Annotated in this window: 17 protein-coding genes; 16 read left to right on the forward strand and 1 reads right to left on the reverse strand. The window is 44.0% G+C overall.

Annotation, left to right across the window (positions count from 1 at the left end; translation table 11 throughout):
* Positions 1-182 precede the first annotated feature (182 nt).
* Positions 183-983, reverse strand: coding sequence for a type I methionyl aminopeptidase (gene map, locus K5Q73_RS13290; protein WP_220763693.1), 801 nt, complete (start codon positions 981-983; stop codon positions 183-185).
* Between the two features lie 294 nt (positions 984-1,277).
* On the opposite strand from map, the gene rpsB reads away from it, so the two are divergent.
* From rpsB to dnaE, 16 genes are all read left to right on the forward strand, one after another.
* The gene (rpsB, locus tag K5Q73_RS13295; protein WP_012156108.1) at positions 1,278-2,006 is read left to right on the forward strand and encodes a 30S ribosomal protein S2; all 729 of its coding nucleotides are present in this window, start codon (positions 1,278-1,280) and stop codon (positions 2,004-2,006) included.
* A 134-nt stretch (positions 2,007-2,140) separates the two neighbouring features.
* The gene (gene tsf, locus K5Q73_RS13300; RefSeq protein ID WP_220763695.1) at positions 2,141-2,992 is read left to right on the forward strand and encodes a translation elongation factor Ts; all 852 of its coding nucleotides are present in this window, start codon (positions 2,141-2,143) and stop codon (positions 2,990-2,992) included.
* A 144-nt stretch (positions 2,993-3,136) separates the two neighbouring features.
* Complete coding sequence (gene pyrH / locus K5Q73_RS13305) at positions 3,137-3,865, forward strand: UMP kinase (RefSeq protein ID WP_220763697.1); 729 nt, start codon at positions 3,137-3,139, stop codon at positions 3,863-3,865.
* A gap of 32 nt (positions 3,866-3,897) precedes the next feature.
* Positions 3,898-4,455, forward strand: a complete 558-nt coding sequence (gene frr, locus K5Q73_RS13310; protein WP_220763699.1) for a ribosome recycling factor — start codon at positions 3,898-3,900, stop codon at positions 4,453-4,455.
* Positions 4,456-4,705: 250 nt separating this feature from the next.
* A complete protein-coding gene (gene uppS, locus K5Q73_RS13315; protein WP_220763701.1) occupies positions 4,706-5,506 on the forward strand; it encodes a polyprenyl diphosphate synthase in 801 nt (266 codons plus the stop codon).
* A gap of 20 nt (positions 5,507-5,526) precedes the next feature.
* Positions 5,527-6,384: a phosphatidate cytidylyltransferase gene (locus K5Q73_RS13320; RefSeq protein ID WP_220763703.1), complete on the forward strand. Its 858-nt coding sequence runs from the start codon at positions 5,527-5,529 to the stop codon at positions 6,382-6,384.
* Positions 6,385-6,388: 4 nt separating this feature from the next.
* On the forward strand, positions 6,389-7,579 hold the full coding sequence (ispC, locus tag K5Q73_RS13325) for a 1-deoxy-D-xylulose-5-phosphate reductoisomerase (RefSeq protein WP_220763705.1): 1,191 nt from the start codon (positions 6,389-6,391) through the stop codon (positions 7,577-7,579).
* Positions 7,580-7,593: 14 nt separating this feature from the next.
* Positions 7,594-8,964: a sigma E protease regulator RseP gene (rseP, locus tag K5Q73_RS13330; RefSeq protein WP_220763708.1), complete on the forward strand. Its 1,371-nt coding sequence runs from the start codon at positions 7,594-7,596 to the stop codon at positions 8,962-8,964.
* Between the two features lie 31 nt (positions 8,965-8,995).
* On the forward strand, positions 8,996-11,479 hold the full coding sequence (bamA, locus tag K5Q73_RS13335) for an outer membrane protein assembly factor BamA (RefSeq protein ID WP_220763710.1): 2,484 nt from the start codon (positions 8,996-8,998) through the stop codon (positions 11,477-11,479).
* 58 nt (positions 11,480-11,537) lie between these two features.
* Positions 11,538-12,035 (forward strand): OmpH family outer membrane protein, encoded by a 498-nt coding sequence (locus tag K5Q73_RS13340; RefSeq protein WP_220763790.1) that lies wholly within the window; start codon positions 11,538-11,540, stop codon positions 12,033-12,035.
* Between the two features lie 4 nt (positions 12,036-12,039).
* Positions 12,040-13,056: a UDP-3-O-(3-hydroxymyristoyl)glucosamine N-acyltransferase gene (lpxD, locus tag K5Q73_RS13345; protein WP_220763712.1), complete on the forward strand. Its 1,017-nt coding sequence runs from the start codon at positions 12,040-12,042 to the stop codon at positions 13,054-13,056.
* A 36-nt stretch (positions 13,057-13,092) separates the two neighbouring features.
* Entirely contained in the window at positions 13,093-13,554 is a 462-nt protein-coding gene (fabZ, locus tag K5Q73_RS13350; protein WP_041411562.1) for a 3-hydroxyacyl-ACP dehydratase FabZ, read from the forward strand.
* On the forward strand, positions 13,551-14,321 hold the full coding sequence (gene lpxA / locus K5Q73_RS13355) for an acyl-ACP--UDP-N-acetylglucosamine O-acyltransferase (protein WP_220763714.1): 771 nt from the start codon (positions 13,551-13,553) through the stop codon (positions 14,319-14,321). The genes fabZ and lpxA overlap by 4 nt, the downstream gene beginning before the upstream one ends.
* A gap of 67 nt (positions 14,322-14,388) precedes the next feature.
* Positions 14,389-15,540: a lipid-A-disaccharide synthase gene (gene lpxB / locus K5Q73_RS13360; protein ID WP_220763716.1), complete on the forward strand. Its 1,152-nt coding sequence runs from the start codon at positions 14,389-14,391 to the stop codon at positions 15,538-15,540.
* Positions 15,540-16,166, forward strand: coding sequence for a ribonuclease HII (gene rnhB / locus K5Q73_RS13365; protein ID WP_220763718.1), 627 nt, complete (start codon positions 15,540-15,542; stop codon positions 16,164-16,166). Before lpxB ends, rnhB begins: the two co-directional genes overlap by 1 nt.
* Before the next feature lie 157 nt (positions 16,167-16,323).
* Positions 16,324-19,794: a DNA polymerase III subunit alpha gene (dnaE, locus tag K5Q73_RS13370; protein ID WP_220763720.1), complete on the forward strand. Its 3,471-nt coding sequence runs from the start codon at positions 16,324-16,326 to the stop codon at positions 19,792-19,794.
* Positions 19,795-19,816 lie beyond the last annotated feature (22 nt).

The following is a 19,816-nucleotide window of genomic DNA, read 5'->3' on the forward strand; positions in this document are numbered from 1 at the left end:
AATGACGAGTAGGCTAAGAATAATGAAACTTGCTTTATTTTGGTGCGGATTTTCCAGCCTAATTCGGACGTGAGGTGACAGAATCTCGATTTGTATGGTGAATAGTGGCGCTGTTCTTGAGGGAGCTAAAAACAAAAAGCGTGCTTAAGCACGCTTTTTAGACATTAATTTGGACTAAATTATTAGTGATTTATTACGCGAGGTAAGTCAGTCTCTTCTTCACGCAGGGTCAACACTTCTACACCAGTCTTAGTCACTAAAAGAGTGTGTTCCCACTGTGCAGAGTTTTTACCATCAGAAGTGGTAACCGTCCAGTTGTCCTTCTTATCTAACACACTGGTATGACGGCCCGCGTTAATCATTGGCTCGATAGTAAAACACATACCGGCTTTAAGAACGGTTTTGTCATTATTTTTATAATGCATAACTTGTGGCTCTTCATGGAAGCCAGCGCCAATACCATGACCGCAGTAATCGGTCACAATGCTGTACTTCTCTAGGCCAGTCTTCTTCGACTTGATGAATTTTTCAATCAAGGTACCGATCTCACCTAGTTTCATGCCCGGTTTTACTTTTTTAATGCTGGCATAAAGTGCTTCTTGAGCGATGCGACATAGACGGACGTTCTTCGGGTTTACATCACCAATAAGGAACATTTTAGACGTGTCACCGTGGTAGCCATCTTTAATCACTGTGATATCAAGATTAACGATATCACCATCAACCAGTGGGCGGTCACTTGGAATACCATGACAGATCACATCATTGATTGAAGTACAAATTGATTTTGGGAAGCCATGGTAATCAAGTGGAGCAGAAATAGCGTCATGCTCTTCGGTATACTTAGCGCAAATATCGTTAAGCTCGTTTGTAGTTACACCCGCTTTTACGTGTGGAGCAATCATCTCTAGCACTTGAGCGGCTAGCTTACCCGCGGCACGCATCTTTTCAATCTCTTCAGCAGTCTTAATTACTATACTCATTCTAATGTCTCTCAATGTCTAAATTAGTCGTCTTTCGATATGACGAATTTGCCCAAAAACGACGTAAATATTTGTGCTTTTTTTCAAATTATGGTATAAAGCGCGCCGTTATGTTTGACTCTTGTCGATCCCACCTCAAGGTGGTTCGCCCGAGTTAAGATGGCGGCCATTATACATGGCTATTGATAAATACTAAATCACACACATATCGACACGTTCTTCGGGGTGCCCTTATCGGGTCGAAGATATGGGATATGTGGAGGTCTAACCCCTAATTTATTTAAGGTAAATAAAATGACTACAGTTTCAATGCGCGACATGCTACAAGCCGGTGTTCACTTCGGTCACCAGACACGTTACTGGAACCCAAAGATGAAGCCATTCATCTTCGGCGCTCGTAACGGTGTACACATCATCAACCTAGAGCACACTGTACCAATGTTCAACGAAGCACTTGCTTTCATCAGCAACGTTGCATCTAAGAAAGGTAAAGTTCTTTTTGTTGGTACTAAGCGTGCTGCAAGCGAAGCTATCAAAGAAGCTGCTGTTTCTTGTGACCAGTACTATGTTGATCACCGTTGGTTAGGTGGTATGTTGACTAACTGGAAAACAGTTCGTCAATCAATCAAGCGTCTTAAAGACCTTGAAAGCCAGTCTGTAGACGGTACTTTCGACAAGCTGACTAAGAAAGAAGCGCTAATGCGTACTCGTGAACTTGATAAGCTAGAGAAGTCTCTAGGTGGTATCAAGAACATGGCTGGCCTACCAGACGTAATTTTCGTTATCGGTGCTGACCACGAGCATATCGCTATTAAAGAAGCTAACAACCTAGGTATTCCTGTTGTTGCTGTTGTTGATACAAACTCTTCTCCAGACGGTATCAACTACATCATTCCTGGTAATGATGATGCTATGCGTTCTATCCGTCTATACACTCAGTCTGTTGCTGCTGCTGCGAAAGCTGGCCGTGGTCAAGACTTAGCTGTTCAAGCTGAACAAGACGGTTTCGTAGAAGCTGAATAATAACGGTCGATGAATTTTCATCACCCTTATTAACCAAGATACATGATTGGTGAACAGGGGCACTTTCATTCAAAATGATTGGCCCCTGTTTCTTATCTATTGAATTTGAAAAATTATCTGTAGAGGATTTAGCAATGGCAATTACTGCTGCCCAAGTTAAAGAACTTCGTGACCGCACTGGCGCTGGCATGATGGACTGTAAAAAAGCACTGACTGAAACTAACGGTGACATCGAGTTAGCAATTGATAACATGCGTAAGAGCGGTGCTGCTAAGGCTGCTAAAAAAGCGGGTAACATCGCTGCTGAAGGTACTATCCTTATCAAGCAAGGCGAAGGTTACGCTGCTCTACTAGAAGTTAACTGTCAAACAGACTTCGTTGCAAAAGATTCTAACTTCCTAGGCTTCGCTAACGAAGTACTAGAAGTTGCTGCTGCATCTAAAGTAACTATCGAAGCACTTAAAGAGCAGTTTGAAGAAACTCGTGTTGCTCTAGTTGCTAAAATCGGTGAAAACATCAACGTACGTCGCGTTGAGTACATCGATGGTGCTAACCTAGCTGAATACCGTCACGGCGAGCGTATCGGTGTTGTTGTTGCTGGTGAAGCTGACGAAGAGACTCTAAAGCACATCGCAATGCACGTTGCTGCTTCTAAGCCTGAATACGTTAACCCTTCAGACGTTCCTGCGGAAGTTGTTGAGAAAGAAAAAGCTCTTCAAATCGAAATCGCAATGAACGAAGGCAAGCCTGCTGAAATCGCTGAGAAAATGGTTATCGGTCGTATGAAGAAGTTCACTGGTGAGGTTTCTCTTACTGGTCAAGCTTTCATCATGGAACCAAAGAAAACTGTTGCCGAAATTCTTAAAGAGAAAGGCGCTTCAGTAACTAACTTCATTCGTTTAGAAGTTGGTGAAGGTATTGAAAGAAAAGAAGAAGATTTCGCTGCAGAAGTTGCTGCACAAATCGCTGCTACTAACAAAGGTTAATTTCCTTTCTTAGTACACATAAGACCGTAGCAATTGCTGCGGTCTTATCGTATATAATCAACTGGTTTTTTGTTTAGTTAGATAAAACGCTAATAAATCAGTTGAGTGTATAACCCCCTATCGCCATAATCAGGACTAATAAATATGAGTACCAATCCTAAACCTGCTTTTCGTCGTGTTCTTTTAAAACTAAGTGGTGAAGCCCTAATGGGTGAAGAAGGCTTCGGCATTGATCCTAAAGTTCTCGATCGTATGGGACAAGAGATCAAAGAGCTTGTTGAACTCGGTATTCAAGTGGGTGTTGTCATTGGCGGTGGTAACTTGTTCCGTGGTGAAGGTCTGGCTAACGCGGGTATGAACCGTGTAGTGGGTGACCACATGGGCATGTTGGCAACAGTGATGAACGGCTTAGCAATGCGTGATTCATTGCACCGTGCATATGTAAATGCACGTTTAATGTCAGCCATTCCGCTAAAAGGCGTGTGTGATGACTACAACTGGGCTGAAGCAATTAGTTTGCTAAAATCAGGCCGTGTTGTTATTTTTGCTGCTGGTACAGGTAACCCATTCTGTACGACTGACTCTGCTGCGTGTTTACGTGGTATTGAGATTGAAGCAGAAGTTGTGATTAAAGGCACAAAAGTTGACGGCGTATATTCAGATGATCCGGTTAAAAACCCAGATGCCGTCAAGTATGATGTGATGGGGTACAATGAAGTACTCGACAAAGAATTGAAAGTAATGGATTTGGCTGCATTCACTATGGCCAGAGACCATAACATGCCATTGCTAGTATTTAACATGAATAAGCCTGGTGCACTGCGCCGCGTCATCATGGGCGAGCAAGAAGGCACAATGATTAAAGCTGATTAAGCTATATTTAGTGACTTAAAAGGACATATAACGTGATTAACGAAATTAAGAGCGATGCGCAAATTCGTATGGACAAGTGTGTTGAGTCAACCAAAACTCAAATGGCTAAAGTTCGTACTGGCCGTGCACACCCAAGCTTATTGGATACTATCCAAGTACCTTACTACGGTTCGCTGACTCCGCTTAAGCAAGTTGCAAGTGTATCTATTGGCGATGCGCGTACATTAACTGTATCAGTATTTGACCGTACTATGATTGCAGCTGTAGAAAAAGCAATCATGAGTTCAGATCTTGGTCTAAACCCAATGTCTGCGGGTGCAACTATCCGTATTCCATTGCCTGCATTGACTGAAGAACGTCGTAAAGACCTAATCAAGGTTGTTCGTGCCGAAGCTGAAAACGGCCGTATCGCGATTCGTAACGTACGTCGTGACGCTAACTCAAATGTTAAAGAGTTAGAGAAAGAAAAAGAGTGTACAGAAGATGATGTTCGTCGTAGTGAAGATGACGTACAGAAGTTAACTGATACACACATTAAGCTGATCGATGAAATTTTGGCAGCTAAAGAAAAGGAACTGATGGAGTTCTAAATAGAGCTCTTCAGTAAAGGGATGTTTTCCGTTTGAGTTGGTTTTTAATACGCTTTTGAGTGTTTCTTGCTTTTTTAGTGAGAGATAGCGAACTTTTCGCCTAGCTTATTAAGCTTCATAGCTCACGCCTTGTAATAAAAGCGCTGAGCTTGAACAAAAATTAAACTCGAATAGTCAACATGCCCTAGAGTTAAGACGCCGTGTAGAGGTATACTACACGGCGTTTGTCTATTTTTAAGGGTTGTAATAGATGTCAATCGATTCCCAGTCTGACACTGAAGTGACACAGACCTTACCAAGCGAAATATCCGCCTTGGTAAAACAGTCGATCCCTAAACATGTTGCTATCATCATGGATGGTAACGGGCGTTGGGCACAGGCTCAGGGAAAGCCACGAGTTATTGGCCATAAAGCCGGTGTTAAGGCTGTAAGGCGAGCAGTAAGCACGGCACGTAGTTTAGGCGTTGAATCATTAACCTTGTTTGCTTTTTCCAGTGAAAACTGGCGCAGACCTGACAAAGAAGTCAGCTTGTTGATGGAACTATTTTTTACCGTGCTGCAGCGCGAACTTAAGTTGCTGCACAACAATGGGGTTCGCCTCAATATTATTGGTGATATCAGTCGATTCTCTCCTCGCTTGCAAAAGCAAATTGCTGCTGCAGAAGAGAAAACAGCTGACAATAAAGATTTAGTGCTTAACGTGGCAGCTAACTATGGTGGCCGTTGGGACATTATGCAAGCCGCACAAAAATTGGCCGCTAAAGTTGAATCTGGTGAAATGAGCAGCACTCAGTTTACCGAGGAGGCCTTAAGTGAGCATTTATGCATGCAAAATCAAGCTGAAGTTGATTTAATGATCCGCACTGGTGGTGACTATCGCATAAGTAACTTTGTGCTGTGGCAGGCAGCTTATGCTGAGTTAGTCTTTACTGACACTTTGTGGCCAGATTTTGATGAGGATGCGTTTAAAGACGCGATTGCTATTTTTGCCAATCGTCAACGTCGATTCGGTTTGACAGGAACTCAAATCGATACCATCCGATCTTTGTAATAATTTATGAGGGAAGTTTTTTGCTAAAACAACGAATAATAACAGCAATTTGGTTAATCCCCTTAGTTTTTGGTGCCATCTTCGGTTTACCTACTGAGTATTTTTCTTGGGCACTATTGGGAGTCTTTTTAATCGCTGCTAAGGAATGGGGGCGTATTATCGACAGTGAGTGTGAAATGACTCAATGGAGTTTCACTGTCACTATTGGTGTCTTATTAACTGCGCTGAATATCTTAGTTCCAACTGATGAGATCTGGCTACGAGGCATGATGCACCCTATATTCTTAGGTGTTATCCTCATTGGTGGCTTCTGGTGGTTCATCTCGTTTATCATGGTGTTGTCCTTCCCTAAAAGCGCTCGCTTCTGGGAAAAAAGCCACATGTTCAAATCTATGTTTGGACAATTAACCCTGATCCCATGTTTTGTGTCGCTTATCTCTCTTAAGGCTCTGAGTACTCAAGCTTCGCCGTATTACGGCGGGACCTTGGTCTTCTTGGTGATGTTGGTTGTTTGGGCTACAGACTCTGGTGCCTATTTTGCGGGGAAAAAGTTTGGTAAGCGTAAGCTGATGCCAAATGTGAGCCCTGCTAAAACGATTGAAGGCCTGCTCGGTGGCTTGTTGACCACTATGGTTGTGGTTGCAGGTGTGATGTATTTCTCACCTGAACAGGAACTTGGATTAATTATCGGTGTGACACTCTTTATCGCCTTAGCCTCTGCTGTTGGCGATCTATCTGAGAGTATGTTTAAGCGTGTGGCAAAAATTAAAGACTCAGGCACGATCCTACCGGGTCACGGTGGCGTATTAGATAGAATCGATAGCCTAACGGCTGCTCTACCTGTATTCACATTAATCTATATAGCTTTTTGGATGTAACTAAATGCAAAATATGGTGATTTTAGGCGCAACAGGCTCAATTGGAGCCAGCACATTAAGTGTGGTTGCGTGTAATCCAGAGCAATACAAAGTATATGCTTTAGTGGCAAATACCAATGTCGCAAAGATGCTAGAGATTTGTACTTTACATCAACCTAAAATTGCCCATATGGTCGATGCTACAGCAGCGCAAGCGCTTAGGCAGCAACTTCCAAGTCATCTAAATATAGAAGTGACCACTGGCGAAGATGAGCTGTTATCGTTAGTAAGCAGTAGTCAGGTAGATACTGTTATGGCGGCCATTGTTGGCGCTGCGGGTCTTCCTTCTACGCTAGCCGCAGTTAATGCGGGTAAACGCGTATTGCTGGCTAACAAAGAGTCGTTGGTCATGTCTGGTCAGTTGTTTATCGAAGCAATGCAAAACTCAGGCGCGCAAGTTTTGCCGGTCGATAGTGAGCACAATGCTATTTTCCAATGCTTGTCTGAACGCTCGCAGTTAGAGATTGGCCGTTGTGACTTAACGGGGGCTGGTGTATCGCATATTTTGCTTACTGGCTCAGGTGGTCCGTTTTTAACCTCGGATTTATCCACGCTATCAAGCATGACACCAGATCAAGCTTGTAAGCATCCGAACTGGTCGATGGGGCGTAAAATCTCGGTTGATTCAGCGACCATGATGAATAAAGGTCTTGAGTACATTGAGGCACGTTGGTTGTTTAACGCCAGCCCTGAGCAGCTAAAGGTTGTGATCCACCCTCAAAGTGTGATTCATTCTATGGTGCAGTATCGTGACGGCTCAGTGTTAGCACAATTAGGTAACCCTGATATGCGTACACCAATTGCTCATTGTATGTCGTTTCCACAAAGAATTAGCTCGGGAGTTGAACCTTTAGACTTTTTCAAAGTCGGACAGTTAAGCTTCTTAGAACCAGACTTTAATCGTTTTCCTTGTTTAGCATTGGCAATAGAGGCTTGCAAACAAGGGCAAGAAGCGACAACAGTATTAAATGCTGCCAATGAAATTTCCGTCCAGGCATTTTTAGATGGCAGAATTCGCTTTACCGATATAGCAAAAATAAACGAACAGAGCTTAATGAATACGGCAACGCATCCATTAAATAATATTGACGATATCATGGCGCTAGATGCACAAAGCCGCCGATATACGTTAGATGCCATCAGTAAGCTGAATTAGTTCAGAGGAAAGGAATGATCGATTTTTTATGGAACTTAGGTTCCTTTATTGTTGCTTTAGGGATTTTAATTGCTGCCCATGAATATGGGCACTTTTGGGTAGCTCGTCGCTGTGGCGTCAAGGTCGAACGCTTTTCAATTGGGTTTGGAAAAGCGATTTGGCGCAAGACAGGCAAAGACGGCACTGAGTATGTCATCGCGATGATCCCACTTGGTGGTTACGTCAAAATGCTTGATGAGCGTGTTGACGAAGTGCCTGAAGAATTAAAAGATCAAGCTTTTAACCGTAAATCTGTCTGGCAACGAATCGCAATTGTCAGTGCAGGCCCCATCGCTAACTTCCTCTTCGCTATTGTAGCTCTGTATGCCATGTACCTTATTGGCGTACCAGCAGTGAAACCTGTAATAGACTCAACCCTTGCTGGCACTCCTGCGGCGCAGATAATTGTTAAAGAGCCAATGCAAGTTATGGCTGTTGGCAGCCAAAAGGTGAGAGATTGGGAAGAGGTAAATCTTGCTTTAGCTGGGCATATTGGTGACAGTAAAGTTGATATCACAGTTGCACCATTGTCTCGTCTAGAAGGCGCTTCAGGCGATGAAACAACTTATTCTCTGGATACCGAAAACTGGAAATTTAATCCTGAGAAAGAGTTACCTATTACGGCTATTGGCCTAGGCATGTATCGCCCTGCTATTTTACCAACGCTTGGGTTAGTTAGTGATGACGGTGCAGCTGGTCTTGCTGGAATAAAGGTCGGCGATATCTTAGTTGCAATTGACGGTGAGACCTATAAAGATTGGCCTCGCTTTGTGGAGATAATTCAAGGCTCCGCCAATAAGCCCGTTACCATTACTGTGCGTCGTGACGGTGAGCAGTTTGCAATTAAAGTCACACCGAAATCACGAGAAAATGCCGAAGGTAAAGTCGAAGGTGTTATCGGTGTTGCACCGACTTCAGAGCCTTGGCCTGAGAATATGAAAGTGCAATTGGAATACGGATTTTTAGATTCATTTCCGGTTGCGGTTGATAAAACATGGCAACTTGTCTCTGTCAGCATTAAGATGATTGGCAAGTTACTTACTGGTGACGTTTCAGTTAAAAACTTGAGTGGTCCTATTTCTATTGCACAAGGTGCAGGAAATAGTGCAAACGTCGGGCTGGTATATTTTTTAGGATTCCTCGCATTGATTAGCGTCAACTTAGGCATTATTAACTTATTGCCTTTGCCAGTGCTCGATGGGGGACACCTTTTGTATTACTTCGTTGAGGTAATTACAGGCAGGCCTGTACCGGAGAAGGTGCAGGAAATTGGATTCAGAATTGGGGCAGCTATGCTGTTGATGTTGATGAGTGTTGCGCTCTTCAATGACTTTTCCCGACTCTGAGCAAGGACAGACAAATAATTAGAAGTGCTCTATGAGATTGAATAAACTTTTTGCCTCGATGTTATTAGTCGGAGCGTCTTTTTCAGGGAACGGTTGGGCAGAGACATTCCAACCTTTTGAAGTAGCTGATATCCAAGTTGAAGGTTTACAGCGAGTGGCACTCGGTGCGGCTTTGCTAAACTTGCCTGTGAAGGTAGGGGATACTGTTGATCAATTAAAATTGCAACAGGCGATTAAGAGCTTGTATGCGTCAACTAACTTCGAAAAAATTGAAGTGCTCCGAGACGGAAACGTACTCGTAGTTAAAGTCACCGAGCGTCCTACTATTAGCTCTGTTACCTTCGAAGGTAACAAAGATATTAAAGATGAGCAGCTGCAAGAAAGTTTAGATGGCTCCGGCGTAAAAGTCGGTGAGTCGCTAGACCGCACTATGCTATCTGGTATCGAAAAAGGCTTACAAGATTTCTATTACGGCGTGGGTAAATACGGCGCTAAAGTGAAAGCTGAAATTATTAACTTACCTCGTAACCGAGTTGAGCTAAAGTTTAGCTTCACCGAAGGTCTAGCCGCCGAAATTCGCCAAATTAACGTAGTGGGTAATACAGAGTTCAGTGATGCAGAGTTAATTGGCATGCTAGAGCTTAAAGACTATGTCGCTTGGTGGGATCTGTTTGGTGAGCGTCGCTATCAAAAGCAAAAGCTGCAAGCCGATCTTGAAACGATTAAGACTTACTATCAAAACCGTGGTTATATCCGTTTCGATGTGACATCGACGCAGGTAGCAATGACGCCAGATCGTAAAGGGCTTTATATTACCATCAACGTTGACGAAGGTGAGCAGTACAAAGTCAAAGACGTGAACTTAACCGGTGATTTAATGGGCAAGGAAGAGGTGTTAGAAGCCATCTTGCCATTGAAAGCTGGAGACATGTATAACGGTGGCGATGTGACCTTTACCGAAGAGATGTACGGTAAATACCTAGGTCGATTCGGTTATGCTTATCCTGAAGTTAAAACCTACCCAGAAATAGATGATGAGACTAAAGAAGTTAATCTTAATATCAACATCCAACCGGGTAAGCGCGTTTATGTTCGAAACATCAGCTTCACAGGTAACACGGTTACTAAAGATGAAGTGATGCGTCGTCAGTTACGTCAGATGGAAGGTGCATGGCTTAACTCAGCGCAAGTAGAGTTGTCAAAATCGAACCTAAACCGTCTTGGTTACTTTGAAACCGTTGATACTGAAACCGTGCAAGTACCAGGTACTGATGATTTAGTCGATGTGGCATTTAATGTTAAAGAGCAGCCATCAGGATCATTTAACGCCGGTGTTGGTTACGGTACTGAATCGGGGCTTAGCCTACAGTTTGGTGTACAGCAGAGTAACTTCTTAGGTACGGGTAACCAAGCGGGTGTTAACTTAAACACTAACAAGTATTCGAAGAACGTTAATATCAACTACACCGACCCTTACTTTACTAAAGATGGTGTCAGTCTAGGTGGTAGCATCTACTGGAGTGAGTTTGATGCTGACGAGGCAAACCTTGAGGCCTATAAGAACAGTTCATACGGTATTTCGTTAAATTCAGGTTTCCCTATTAACGAATATAATCGTATTAACGGTGGTATCGGTTATCGTCATAACGAAATCTCTGAAATTTCGGCCTATGAGCAGGCGATTCGCTTCTACGACATTTATCGTGATAGTGATGATCCAAATGCAGGTTTAAGTTTTGATAACTTCGAGCTGAGTTTAGGTTGGTCTCGTAGCAACTTGAACCGCGGTACTTTCCCATCTGATGGTTCATCTCAACGCTTGAACGGTAAGATGACGGTACCAGGCTCAGATCTGCAATACTTTAAAGCAGATTTTGACACAAACTTCTATTTCCCGATCGATCGTAAGCACAGTTTTGTTGTGCTAGCACGTGGCCGTTTAGGTTACGGTAATGGTTATGGTCAGTTTAATGATAATGACCAAATCTTGCCATTCTGGGAAAACTATTACTCAGGTGGTAGTAGCTCACTTCGTGGTTTTAAGTCTAACTCTGTTGGCCCACGTTCTTTCTACCTATATCGTGGAAGTGAGCCATGTGCACCGGATCCATCTGGTGAAGGTTGTAGCTTGCCGGGTGATCCTAACCAGATTCAGGTTAGCTCTGGTCGCTCAATTGGTGGTAACGCCATTGCAACTGCAAGTCTAGAGTTAATTGTGCCAACTCCGTTCTTGGATGAGGCTTATACAAATTCTGTACGTACTAGTTTCTTTGTCGATGCCGGTAACGTATGGGACACTGAGTTTGACTACGATTCATATCGTTATCTTCCAGTTGAAGAGTTTGATAGACTGCAAGATTATAGCGATCCGAGCCGTATTCGTGCCTCTTGGGGTATGAGCGTGCAGTGGTTATCACCGATGGGACCTATGGTATTTAGCCTGGCATGGCCAATCAAGGAATACGAGGATGATGAAACAGAGATCTTCTCGTTTAATATTGGTAAAACTTTCTAAAATCAATTTAAAAAAATCGGCAAGTTTTGCTGAGATAAAGGAGTATGTTTTGAATAAGATGTTGAATCGCGCAGTAATGGTTATGGTTCTTATGGGTGCACCTTTAGCGGCGCATGCAGAGAAGATTGCAGTAGTTGATATGCAGGCAGTTTTTGAGCAGTTACCTCAGCGTGAGCAAGTAAATGAGACATTAAAAACTGAGTTTGGTGATCGTGTTGCTGCAGTTCAAAAAATGCAGGAAGAACTTCGTGGTTTGCTTGAAAAGCAACAACGTGATGCAGCGCTAATGAGCGAGTCTCAAAAGACTGACATGATGCGTAAAATGGAGTCTATGAAAGCTGAGCTACAATTAAAAGGCAAAGCGTTAGATGAAGATATGCGTCGTCGTAACGGTGAAGAGCAAAACAAGCTACTTTTAGAAGTTCAAAAGACAATTAATTCTATTGCTGAAAAAGAGCAGTATGACATGGTGCTTCAACGTGGCGCCGTTATCTATGTTAAGCCTAGCGCTGACATCAGTAACAAAGTGGTTGAAGCTTTAGGTAAAGGCAAGTAGATAGATGAAAAGCTATACTTTAAGAGTACTGGCTGACCATTTAAATGCAGACGTTCAAGGTGATGATACAGTTGAGATCTCAACTGTAGGCACCTTGGACGGTGCAGGTCCGGGTCAAATCTCTTTCTTGGCAAATTCTAAATATCGCTCGCAGCTGCAAACCACAGCTGCGTCGGCGATCTTGATGACGCCTACAGATGCAGAAAGCTATACAGGCAATGCGATTGTATTAAAAGATCCTTACGTGGGTTTTGCACGCATAGCACAGTTTCTCGATACCACTCCAAAGGCTGCCGATAATATCCACCCGTCTGCACAAATAGCTAGTTCAGCTATGTTAGGCGAAGGTGTGGCGATTGGCGCTAACGCGGTGATTGGTGAGAATGTTATTCTAGGTAACAATGTACAGATTGGTGCTGGCTCTGTTGTTGGCCAAGACAGTGTGATTGGTTCAAACACACGTTTATGGGCTAATGTAACGGTTTACCATAATGTGCATTTAGGCCAAGACTGTATTATCCACTCTGGTGCAATTTTAGGTTCTGACGGCTTTGGTTATGCTAATGAGCGTGGCCAATGGATTAAAATCCCGCAAACCGGTGGTGTACGCATTGGTGACCGCGTTGAAATTGGCGCTAATACTACAGTCGATCGCGGCGCAATCGATCACACAGAAATTCACGACGGGGTTATTTTAGATAATCAAGTTCAAATTGCACACAATGATATCATTGGTGCAAATACTGCCATTGCAGGTAGTACAGTTGTTGCTGGTAGTGTCACTATTGGTAAACATTGTATTATTGGCGGCAATTGTGCAATTTCAGGCCATTTAAGTATTGCTGACGGCGTGCATGTTACTGGTAGCACCAATATTACTAGCGTGATCCGAGAAGCCGGAGTTTATTCATCAGCAACAGTTGCGATGGATAACAAGCTTTGGCGTAAGAATACCGTGCGTTTTAGACAGTTAGATACGCTATTCCAACGTGTGAAAACACTGGAAAATAACGTAAAGTAAATGAATGACTGCTGTGAGCAGATAAAGGAAAATTTCGTGTCAAATCAATTGAATACAATGGATATCAAAGAGATCCTAAAATTTTTACCTCATAGGTATCCATTTTTATTGATCGATAGAGTGCTAGATTTCACTCCTGGTGAAACCCTACATGCCATTAAAAACGTCACTATTAATGAACCATTTTTTCAGGGACACTTCCCGGTTCAGCCTGTGATGCCAGGTGTACTGATTTTAGAAGCGATGGCGCAGGCAACTGGCTTATTGGCTTTTAAAACCATGAGTGAAGAGCCGTCTAATGACGCGTTATACTATTTTGCAGGTATCGACAAAGCGCGTTTTAAGCGTGTAGTTGAACCAGGTGACCAACTTCATTTTGAAGTGCAAATGATTAAAGAGCGCCGCGGAATTGGCGTGTTTACTGGCGTAGCTAAAGTGGATGGCGAGGTAGTTTGTTCAGCCGAGATCATGTGTGCACGTAGAGAGATTTCTAAGTGATTGATAAATTAGCTTACATCCACCCAGATGCCAAGATTGGCAAGAATGTGACGATTGGTCCTTGGACCTATATCGGTGCAGATGTTGAGATTGGCGATGATTGCTGGTTCAGCTCACACGTTGTTGTGAAAGGACCAACTGTTATCGGTAAAGGCAATAAGTTCTACCAGTTCGCCTCAGTGGGTGAAGATTGCCAAGATAAGAAATATGCGGGTGAAGCGACTCGTTTGATTATTGGTGACAATAACGTGATCCGCGAATCGGTAACGATTCACCGCGGGACGACTCAAGATGAATGGGAAACACGTATTGGCTCTAACAACTTGTTTATGGCTTATGTGCATATCGCTCATGATTGTGTTGTAGGTAGCAACGTGATTATGGCTAATAACGCATCTATTGCAGGCCATGTACATGTTGGCGATTGGGCTATCTTAGGTGGTATGACTGGCGTTCATCAGTTTGTGCACATTGGTGCCCATGCGTTTACTGCTGGTAGTTCATTGATCCTTAACGATGTGCCACCATTTGTAATGGCATCGGGTCAACCTGCTATTCCTAGAGGCTTGAATATTGAAGGCATGAAGCGTCGCGGCTTCTCTAAAGAGTCTCAGCTTTCTGTGCGTAGAGCTTACAAGACACTCTATCGCAGCAGCTTAACCGTTGCCGAAGCGGTTGAGCAGCTTAAAGAGGCTGCGATTGATGATGAACAGGTTCAAATGTTAATTGAGTTTGTCGCCTCCTCCCAACGGGGCATCATCCGCTAAGTTAATTATCGAACCCGTGTAAAAGCGGGTTCTTTGTTTCCCACCTACCAATAATAGACATCACTTTATGAGTTCAAACAATCCTCGTGTTTTTGCTATGGTTGCCGGAGAAATTTCAGGTGACATTTTAGGCGCAGGTTTAATTAAAGCGCTGCAAGTTAGCTACCCGGATGCCAAGTTTGTCGGTATTGGCGGACCACGTATGGAAGCGCTCGGTTTCGAATCGATTTTTTCATACGAAGAGCTAGCCGTAATGGGGATAGTCGAAGTACTTTCTCGTTTACCAAGATTGCTAAAAGTGCGTAAGACTCTGATTGAAAAGCTAACCGCAATTAATCCAGATTGTTTTATTGGTATTGACGCACCTGATTTTAATATTGGTTTGGAACTAAAGTTAAAACAGCGTGGGATTAAAACCGTACATTATGTCAGTCCATCTGTATGGGCATGGCGACCAAAACGTATTTTCAAAATAGCTAAGGCCACCGATATGGTGCTGTCTTTATTGCCTTTTGAAAAAGCGTTTTACGATGAATATCAGGTACCTTGTACCTTTGTTGGTCATACTTTGGCTGACGATATCCCGCTTGAAAATGATAAAGCGCAGGCACGCGAACAGCTAGGGCTGGATCCTGCTGCAGAATACTTAGCCATTTTGCCAGGCTCACGCGGCGGTGAGTTAAAGCAACTTGCAGAACCTTTTGTCAAAGCGGCGAGTCTGATTAAGCAGCGTTATCCCGATATCAAGTTCGTTACGCCTTTGGTGAATCAAAAACGTCGTGATCAATTTGAGCAAGCATTACGTGAACACGCTCCGGATTTAGAAATTCATTTAGTCGAAGGTCAGTCACGAGAAGTGATGGCGGCAGCTGACTGCATCTTGCTCGCATCGGGTACTGCAACATTAGAAGCCATGCTGGTTAAGCGCCCTATGGTAGTTGCCTATCGCGTTAGTCCTATCACGTACCGTATTGCTAAAGGCATGATGCTGACCAAGCGTTACTCATTGCCGAATTTACTTGCCGATGATGATGTGATTGAAGAGCTTATTCAGGCCGATTGTACGCCTGACAAAATAGCAAAGGCAGTAGGCGTACAGCTCGATAGTGATTTTACGCCAACCTATAATCGCTTTATGGCGATGCATCAAGCTATTCGCTGTGATGCGAGTGCTCGCGCAGCTGATGCAGTGATTAAGTTAATTGAGGATAAAGTATAATGGCGGTTTTTAAAGGGATCACACCTGACCAAGTGGCACAAATTTGCATTGGTCAATATGCCGGTGTTGATGAAGTGGGCCGAGGTCCGTTAATCGGTAATGTGGTTACGGCCGCTGTAATTTTAGACCCTAATAATCCAATCGAAGGATTAAACGATTCTAAGAAGTTGTCAGAAAAAAAGCGTGAGTTGTTGTTTGAGCAAATTCAGCAAAAAGCCCTAAGTGTCAGTGTTGGTTCTGCAAGTCCTGATGAGATTGACGAGCTTAATATCTTGCACGCAACTATGCTTGCCATGCAGCGCGCGGTAGCTGGGCTTAATATCAAACCGACAAGTGTGTTGGTTGATGGTAATCGCACACCTGATTTTGGCGTTGAGAGTCACGCTATTATCAAAGGTGACGGTCTTATCGATGCGATAAGTGCGGCATCTATTATCGCCAAAGTGGTGCGTGATAGAGAGATGGATGCGTTAGCAGCTCAATATCCACAATACGGCTTTGAAAAGCATAAAGGCTATCCGACCAAAGCTCATTTTGAAGCTCTTGCTGAGCATGGCGTGTTACCTGAACACCGTAAGAGCTTTAGGCCTGTGCGAGAAGCGTTAGATAACAACTCACTTTCGTAGTTGCTCTTGCCTGCTTGCTAAATCGAACTAACTTGCGTGAAAACTAACACATCTCTCAGCTGGGCTAATAGTTTAACTTGTTTGCTGTTGGCCCATGTTTTACCCTGTAAGATTGACTAGCCGTCTTCATCTATCAAAAAGAAAGATACTCCATATTATGTCTGATCCACGTTTTGTGCATTTACGCGTTCACAGTGACTTTTCCATGTCAGATGGACTCTCTAAAGTTAAGCCTATTATTGGTAAAGTGGCTGAACTCGGGATGCCCGCAGTTGCATTAACCGATCAGACAAATATGTGTGGCTTGGTAAAGTTTTACGAGGCTTGTCACGGTAACGGTGTTAAGCCAATCATTGGTACTGACTTTTGGGTCAAAGTACCGGGATTCGATGAATTTTGCTCTATTACTGCATTAGCAATGGACAACACAGGTTATTCAAACCTGACCTTACTAATTAGTGATGCGTACCTGCGCGGTAACATTAATGATAAAGCCGTCATCGACCATGAATGGTTAGCTAAATACAGCGAAGGGTTAATCTTACTCTCTGGCGCTAAAGATGGTGATATCGGCCGCGCGTTATTAAAAGAAAACAAGGCTCAGGTTGATAGCTTAGTCGAGTTTTATCAGACCCACTTTCCCGATAGATATTATTTAGAGCTGCTGCGTACAGGTCGCCCCGACGAAGAGCGCTACTTGCATATGGCCGTTGAACTTGCTGAGCAAAAAGGTCTGCCAGTGGTTGCCACTAACCAAGTGGTATTTAATAAGCCTGAACAGTTTGACGCGCACGAGATCCGCGTAGCCATTTACGACGGTTTTACGCTAGCCGATCCACGTCGTCCCAAAAAATACAGCGACCAGCAGTATTTTAAAAGCAGCGAAGAGATGTGTGAGCTGTTTGAAGATATTCCAGAAGCAATTGAAAATACGGTCGAAATTGCTAAGCGTTGTAACGCTACAGTAAGACTGCACGAATACTTCCTGCCTAACTTCCCTACAGGTGACCTGACCATTGAAGACTTCCTGGTTGATGTGTCTGAAAAAGGCTTAGAAGAACGTTTAGAGTTCTTGTTCCCAGATCCTGAAGTGAGAGCTGAAAAGCGTCCTGAATACGATGAGCGTCTCGATATTGAGCTTAAAGTTATTAACCAAATGGGATTCCCTGGTTACTTCCTTATCGTAATGGAGTTTATCCAGTGGGGTAAGGATAACGATATTCCTATTGGCCCTGGCCGTGGTTCGGGTGCAGGGTCCTTGGTGGCTTACGCCCTTAAAATTACCGATTTGGATCCACTTGAATATGACTTACTGTTCGAGCGGTTCTTGAACCCAGAACGTGTATCTATGCCCGACTTCGACGTCGACTTCTGTATGGATAGACGAGATGAGGTAATCGATCACGTAGCAGATCTTTATGGCCGTGACGCGGTATCACAAATTATTACTTTCGGTACCATGGCGGCGAAGGCGGTAATCCGAGATGTAGGTCGTGTACTCGGACATCCATATGGTTTTGTTGACCGTATTTCGAAGATGATCCCTGCTGAACCTGGTATGACTCTGGCTAAGGCGTTTGAGGTAGAGCCGGGGCTTCAAGAATCTTACGATGGCGATGAGGACGTTAAAGATCTTATCGATATGTGCCGGATATTGGAAGGTGTGACACGTAACGCCGGTAAGCACGCCGGTGGTGTGGTTATCGCACCGACGAAAATCACCGATTTTTCACCAATTTATTGTGATACCGAAGGCTTAAACCCAGTAACTCAGTTCGACAAGAACGACGTTGAAACCGCGGGCCTTGTTAAATTCGATTTCTTGGGTCTAAGAACGCTCACCATTATTGACTGGGCGCTACAGATGGTGAATAGCGTTAAAGATAAGAATGGCGAAGAGCGCGTTCGTATCGAGTCTATATCACTGACCGATCCAAAGTGCTTTAAGTTATTACAACGCTATGAAACGACCGCGGTATTCCAGCTGGAATCTCGTGGTATGAAAGACTTGATTAAACGTCTTCAGCCAGACTGCTTCGAAGATATGATCGCACTGGTAGCACTATTTAGACCGGGCCCGCTGCAATCCGGCATGGTAGATAACTTTATCGAACGTAAGCACGGTCGTGAGGAAGTGTCATATCCAGATGCTGAGTATCAGCATGAGTCGCTAAAAGAGCTACTGTCTCCGACCTACGGCATTATTTTGTATCAAGAGCAGGTGATGCAGATTGCTCAGGTACTTGCCGGTTATACCTTGGGCGGCGCCGATATGCTTCGTCGTGCTATGGGTAAGAAAAAACCGGAAGAGATGGCCAAGCAGCGCGGTACGTTTGAAGCCGGCGCCATTGAAAATGGCGTCGATGGACCACTGTCGATGAAAATTTTCGACTTGGTAGAAAAATTCGCGGGTTATGGTTTTAACAAATCTCACTCAGCTGCTTACGCATTAGTATCCTACCAAACGCTTTGGCTAAAAACCCATTATCCCGCCCAGTTTATGGCGGCGGTAATGTCTGCCGATATGGATAACACCGATAAGATCGTAACCTTGGTGGATGAGTGTGAGCGCATGGGCATGCCATTGCTGCCACCTGATGTGAACAAGGGCTTATTCAGATTCACCGTCGATGACGACTTAAACATTGTTTACGGCATTGGCGCGGTTAAAGGCGTGGGTGAAGGCCCTGTTGATTCTATTCTTAAAGCACGTGAAAACGGACCCTTTATCGATCTGTTTGATTTCTGTGCCCGAATTGATCTTAAAAAGCTGAACCGCCGCGTAATTGAAAAACTAATCTGTGCTGGCGCATTGGATAATTTAGGCCCACATCGCGCCGCAATGATGGCAACCTTGCCTGAGGCGATTCGCGCAGCAGATCAACATGCAAAAGCCGAAGCAATTGGCCAGCACGATATGTTTGGTCTGCTTAATAGCGAGCCAGAAGACAGTAAGCAGCAGTTTGTTGAGTGTACGCCATGGCCTGATAAGGTTTGGCTTGAAGGGGAGCGAGACACCTTAGGTTTGTACCTAACTGGCCACCCAATTAACCAGTATTTAAAAGAGCTAAAACACTATACGTCTGGGCGATTGAAAGATGTGCATCCAACGGATCGCGGTAAGACTATGAAAGCTGCGGGCTTAGTGGTGGCTACTCGCGTGATGATGACCAAGCGTGGCTCTAAAATGGGACTGGTAACGCTTGATGATAAGAGCGCACGCTTGGAGATCATGCTGTTTACCGAAGCGTTTGAGAAGTTTAATCATCTGCTCGAGAAAGACCGTATTTTGATCATCGAAGGAGAGGTGAGCTTTGATGACTTCTCTGGTGGCAATCGGATGACGGCGCGTAACATCATCGACATGGGTGAGGCAAGGAGTCATTTTGCTAACGCGGTCGAGGTGGAGCTGCAGTCGGAGAAGGTTGATGCTCAATGGTTGAATGATTTCAAGGCTGCAGTAGAGCCTTGGAAAGCGGGAGCTGTACCTGTGTTGATAAACTATGCTCAACCCCAATCAAAGGCACAATTTACCTTAGGGGATGAGTGGCGCGTAAACCCGACCGATGAGTTGATGTTAGCGCTGGAGTCGTTAACAGGCTCTGGCAAGGTTAAGATCGTTTTTTAGGGTTGTTTTTACGATCTATTTT

The sequence above is a fragment of the Shewanella sp. MBTL60-112-B2 genome, from assembly GCF_019655055.1.
GTDB lineage: Bacteria > Pseudomonadota > Gammaproteobacteria > Enterobacterales > Shewanellaceae > Shewanella.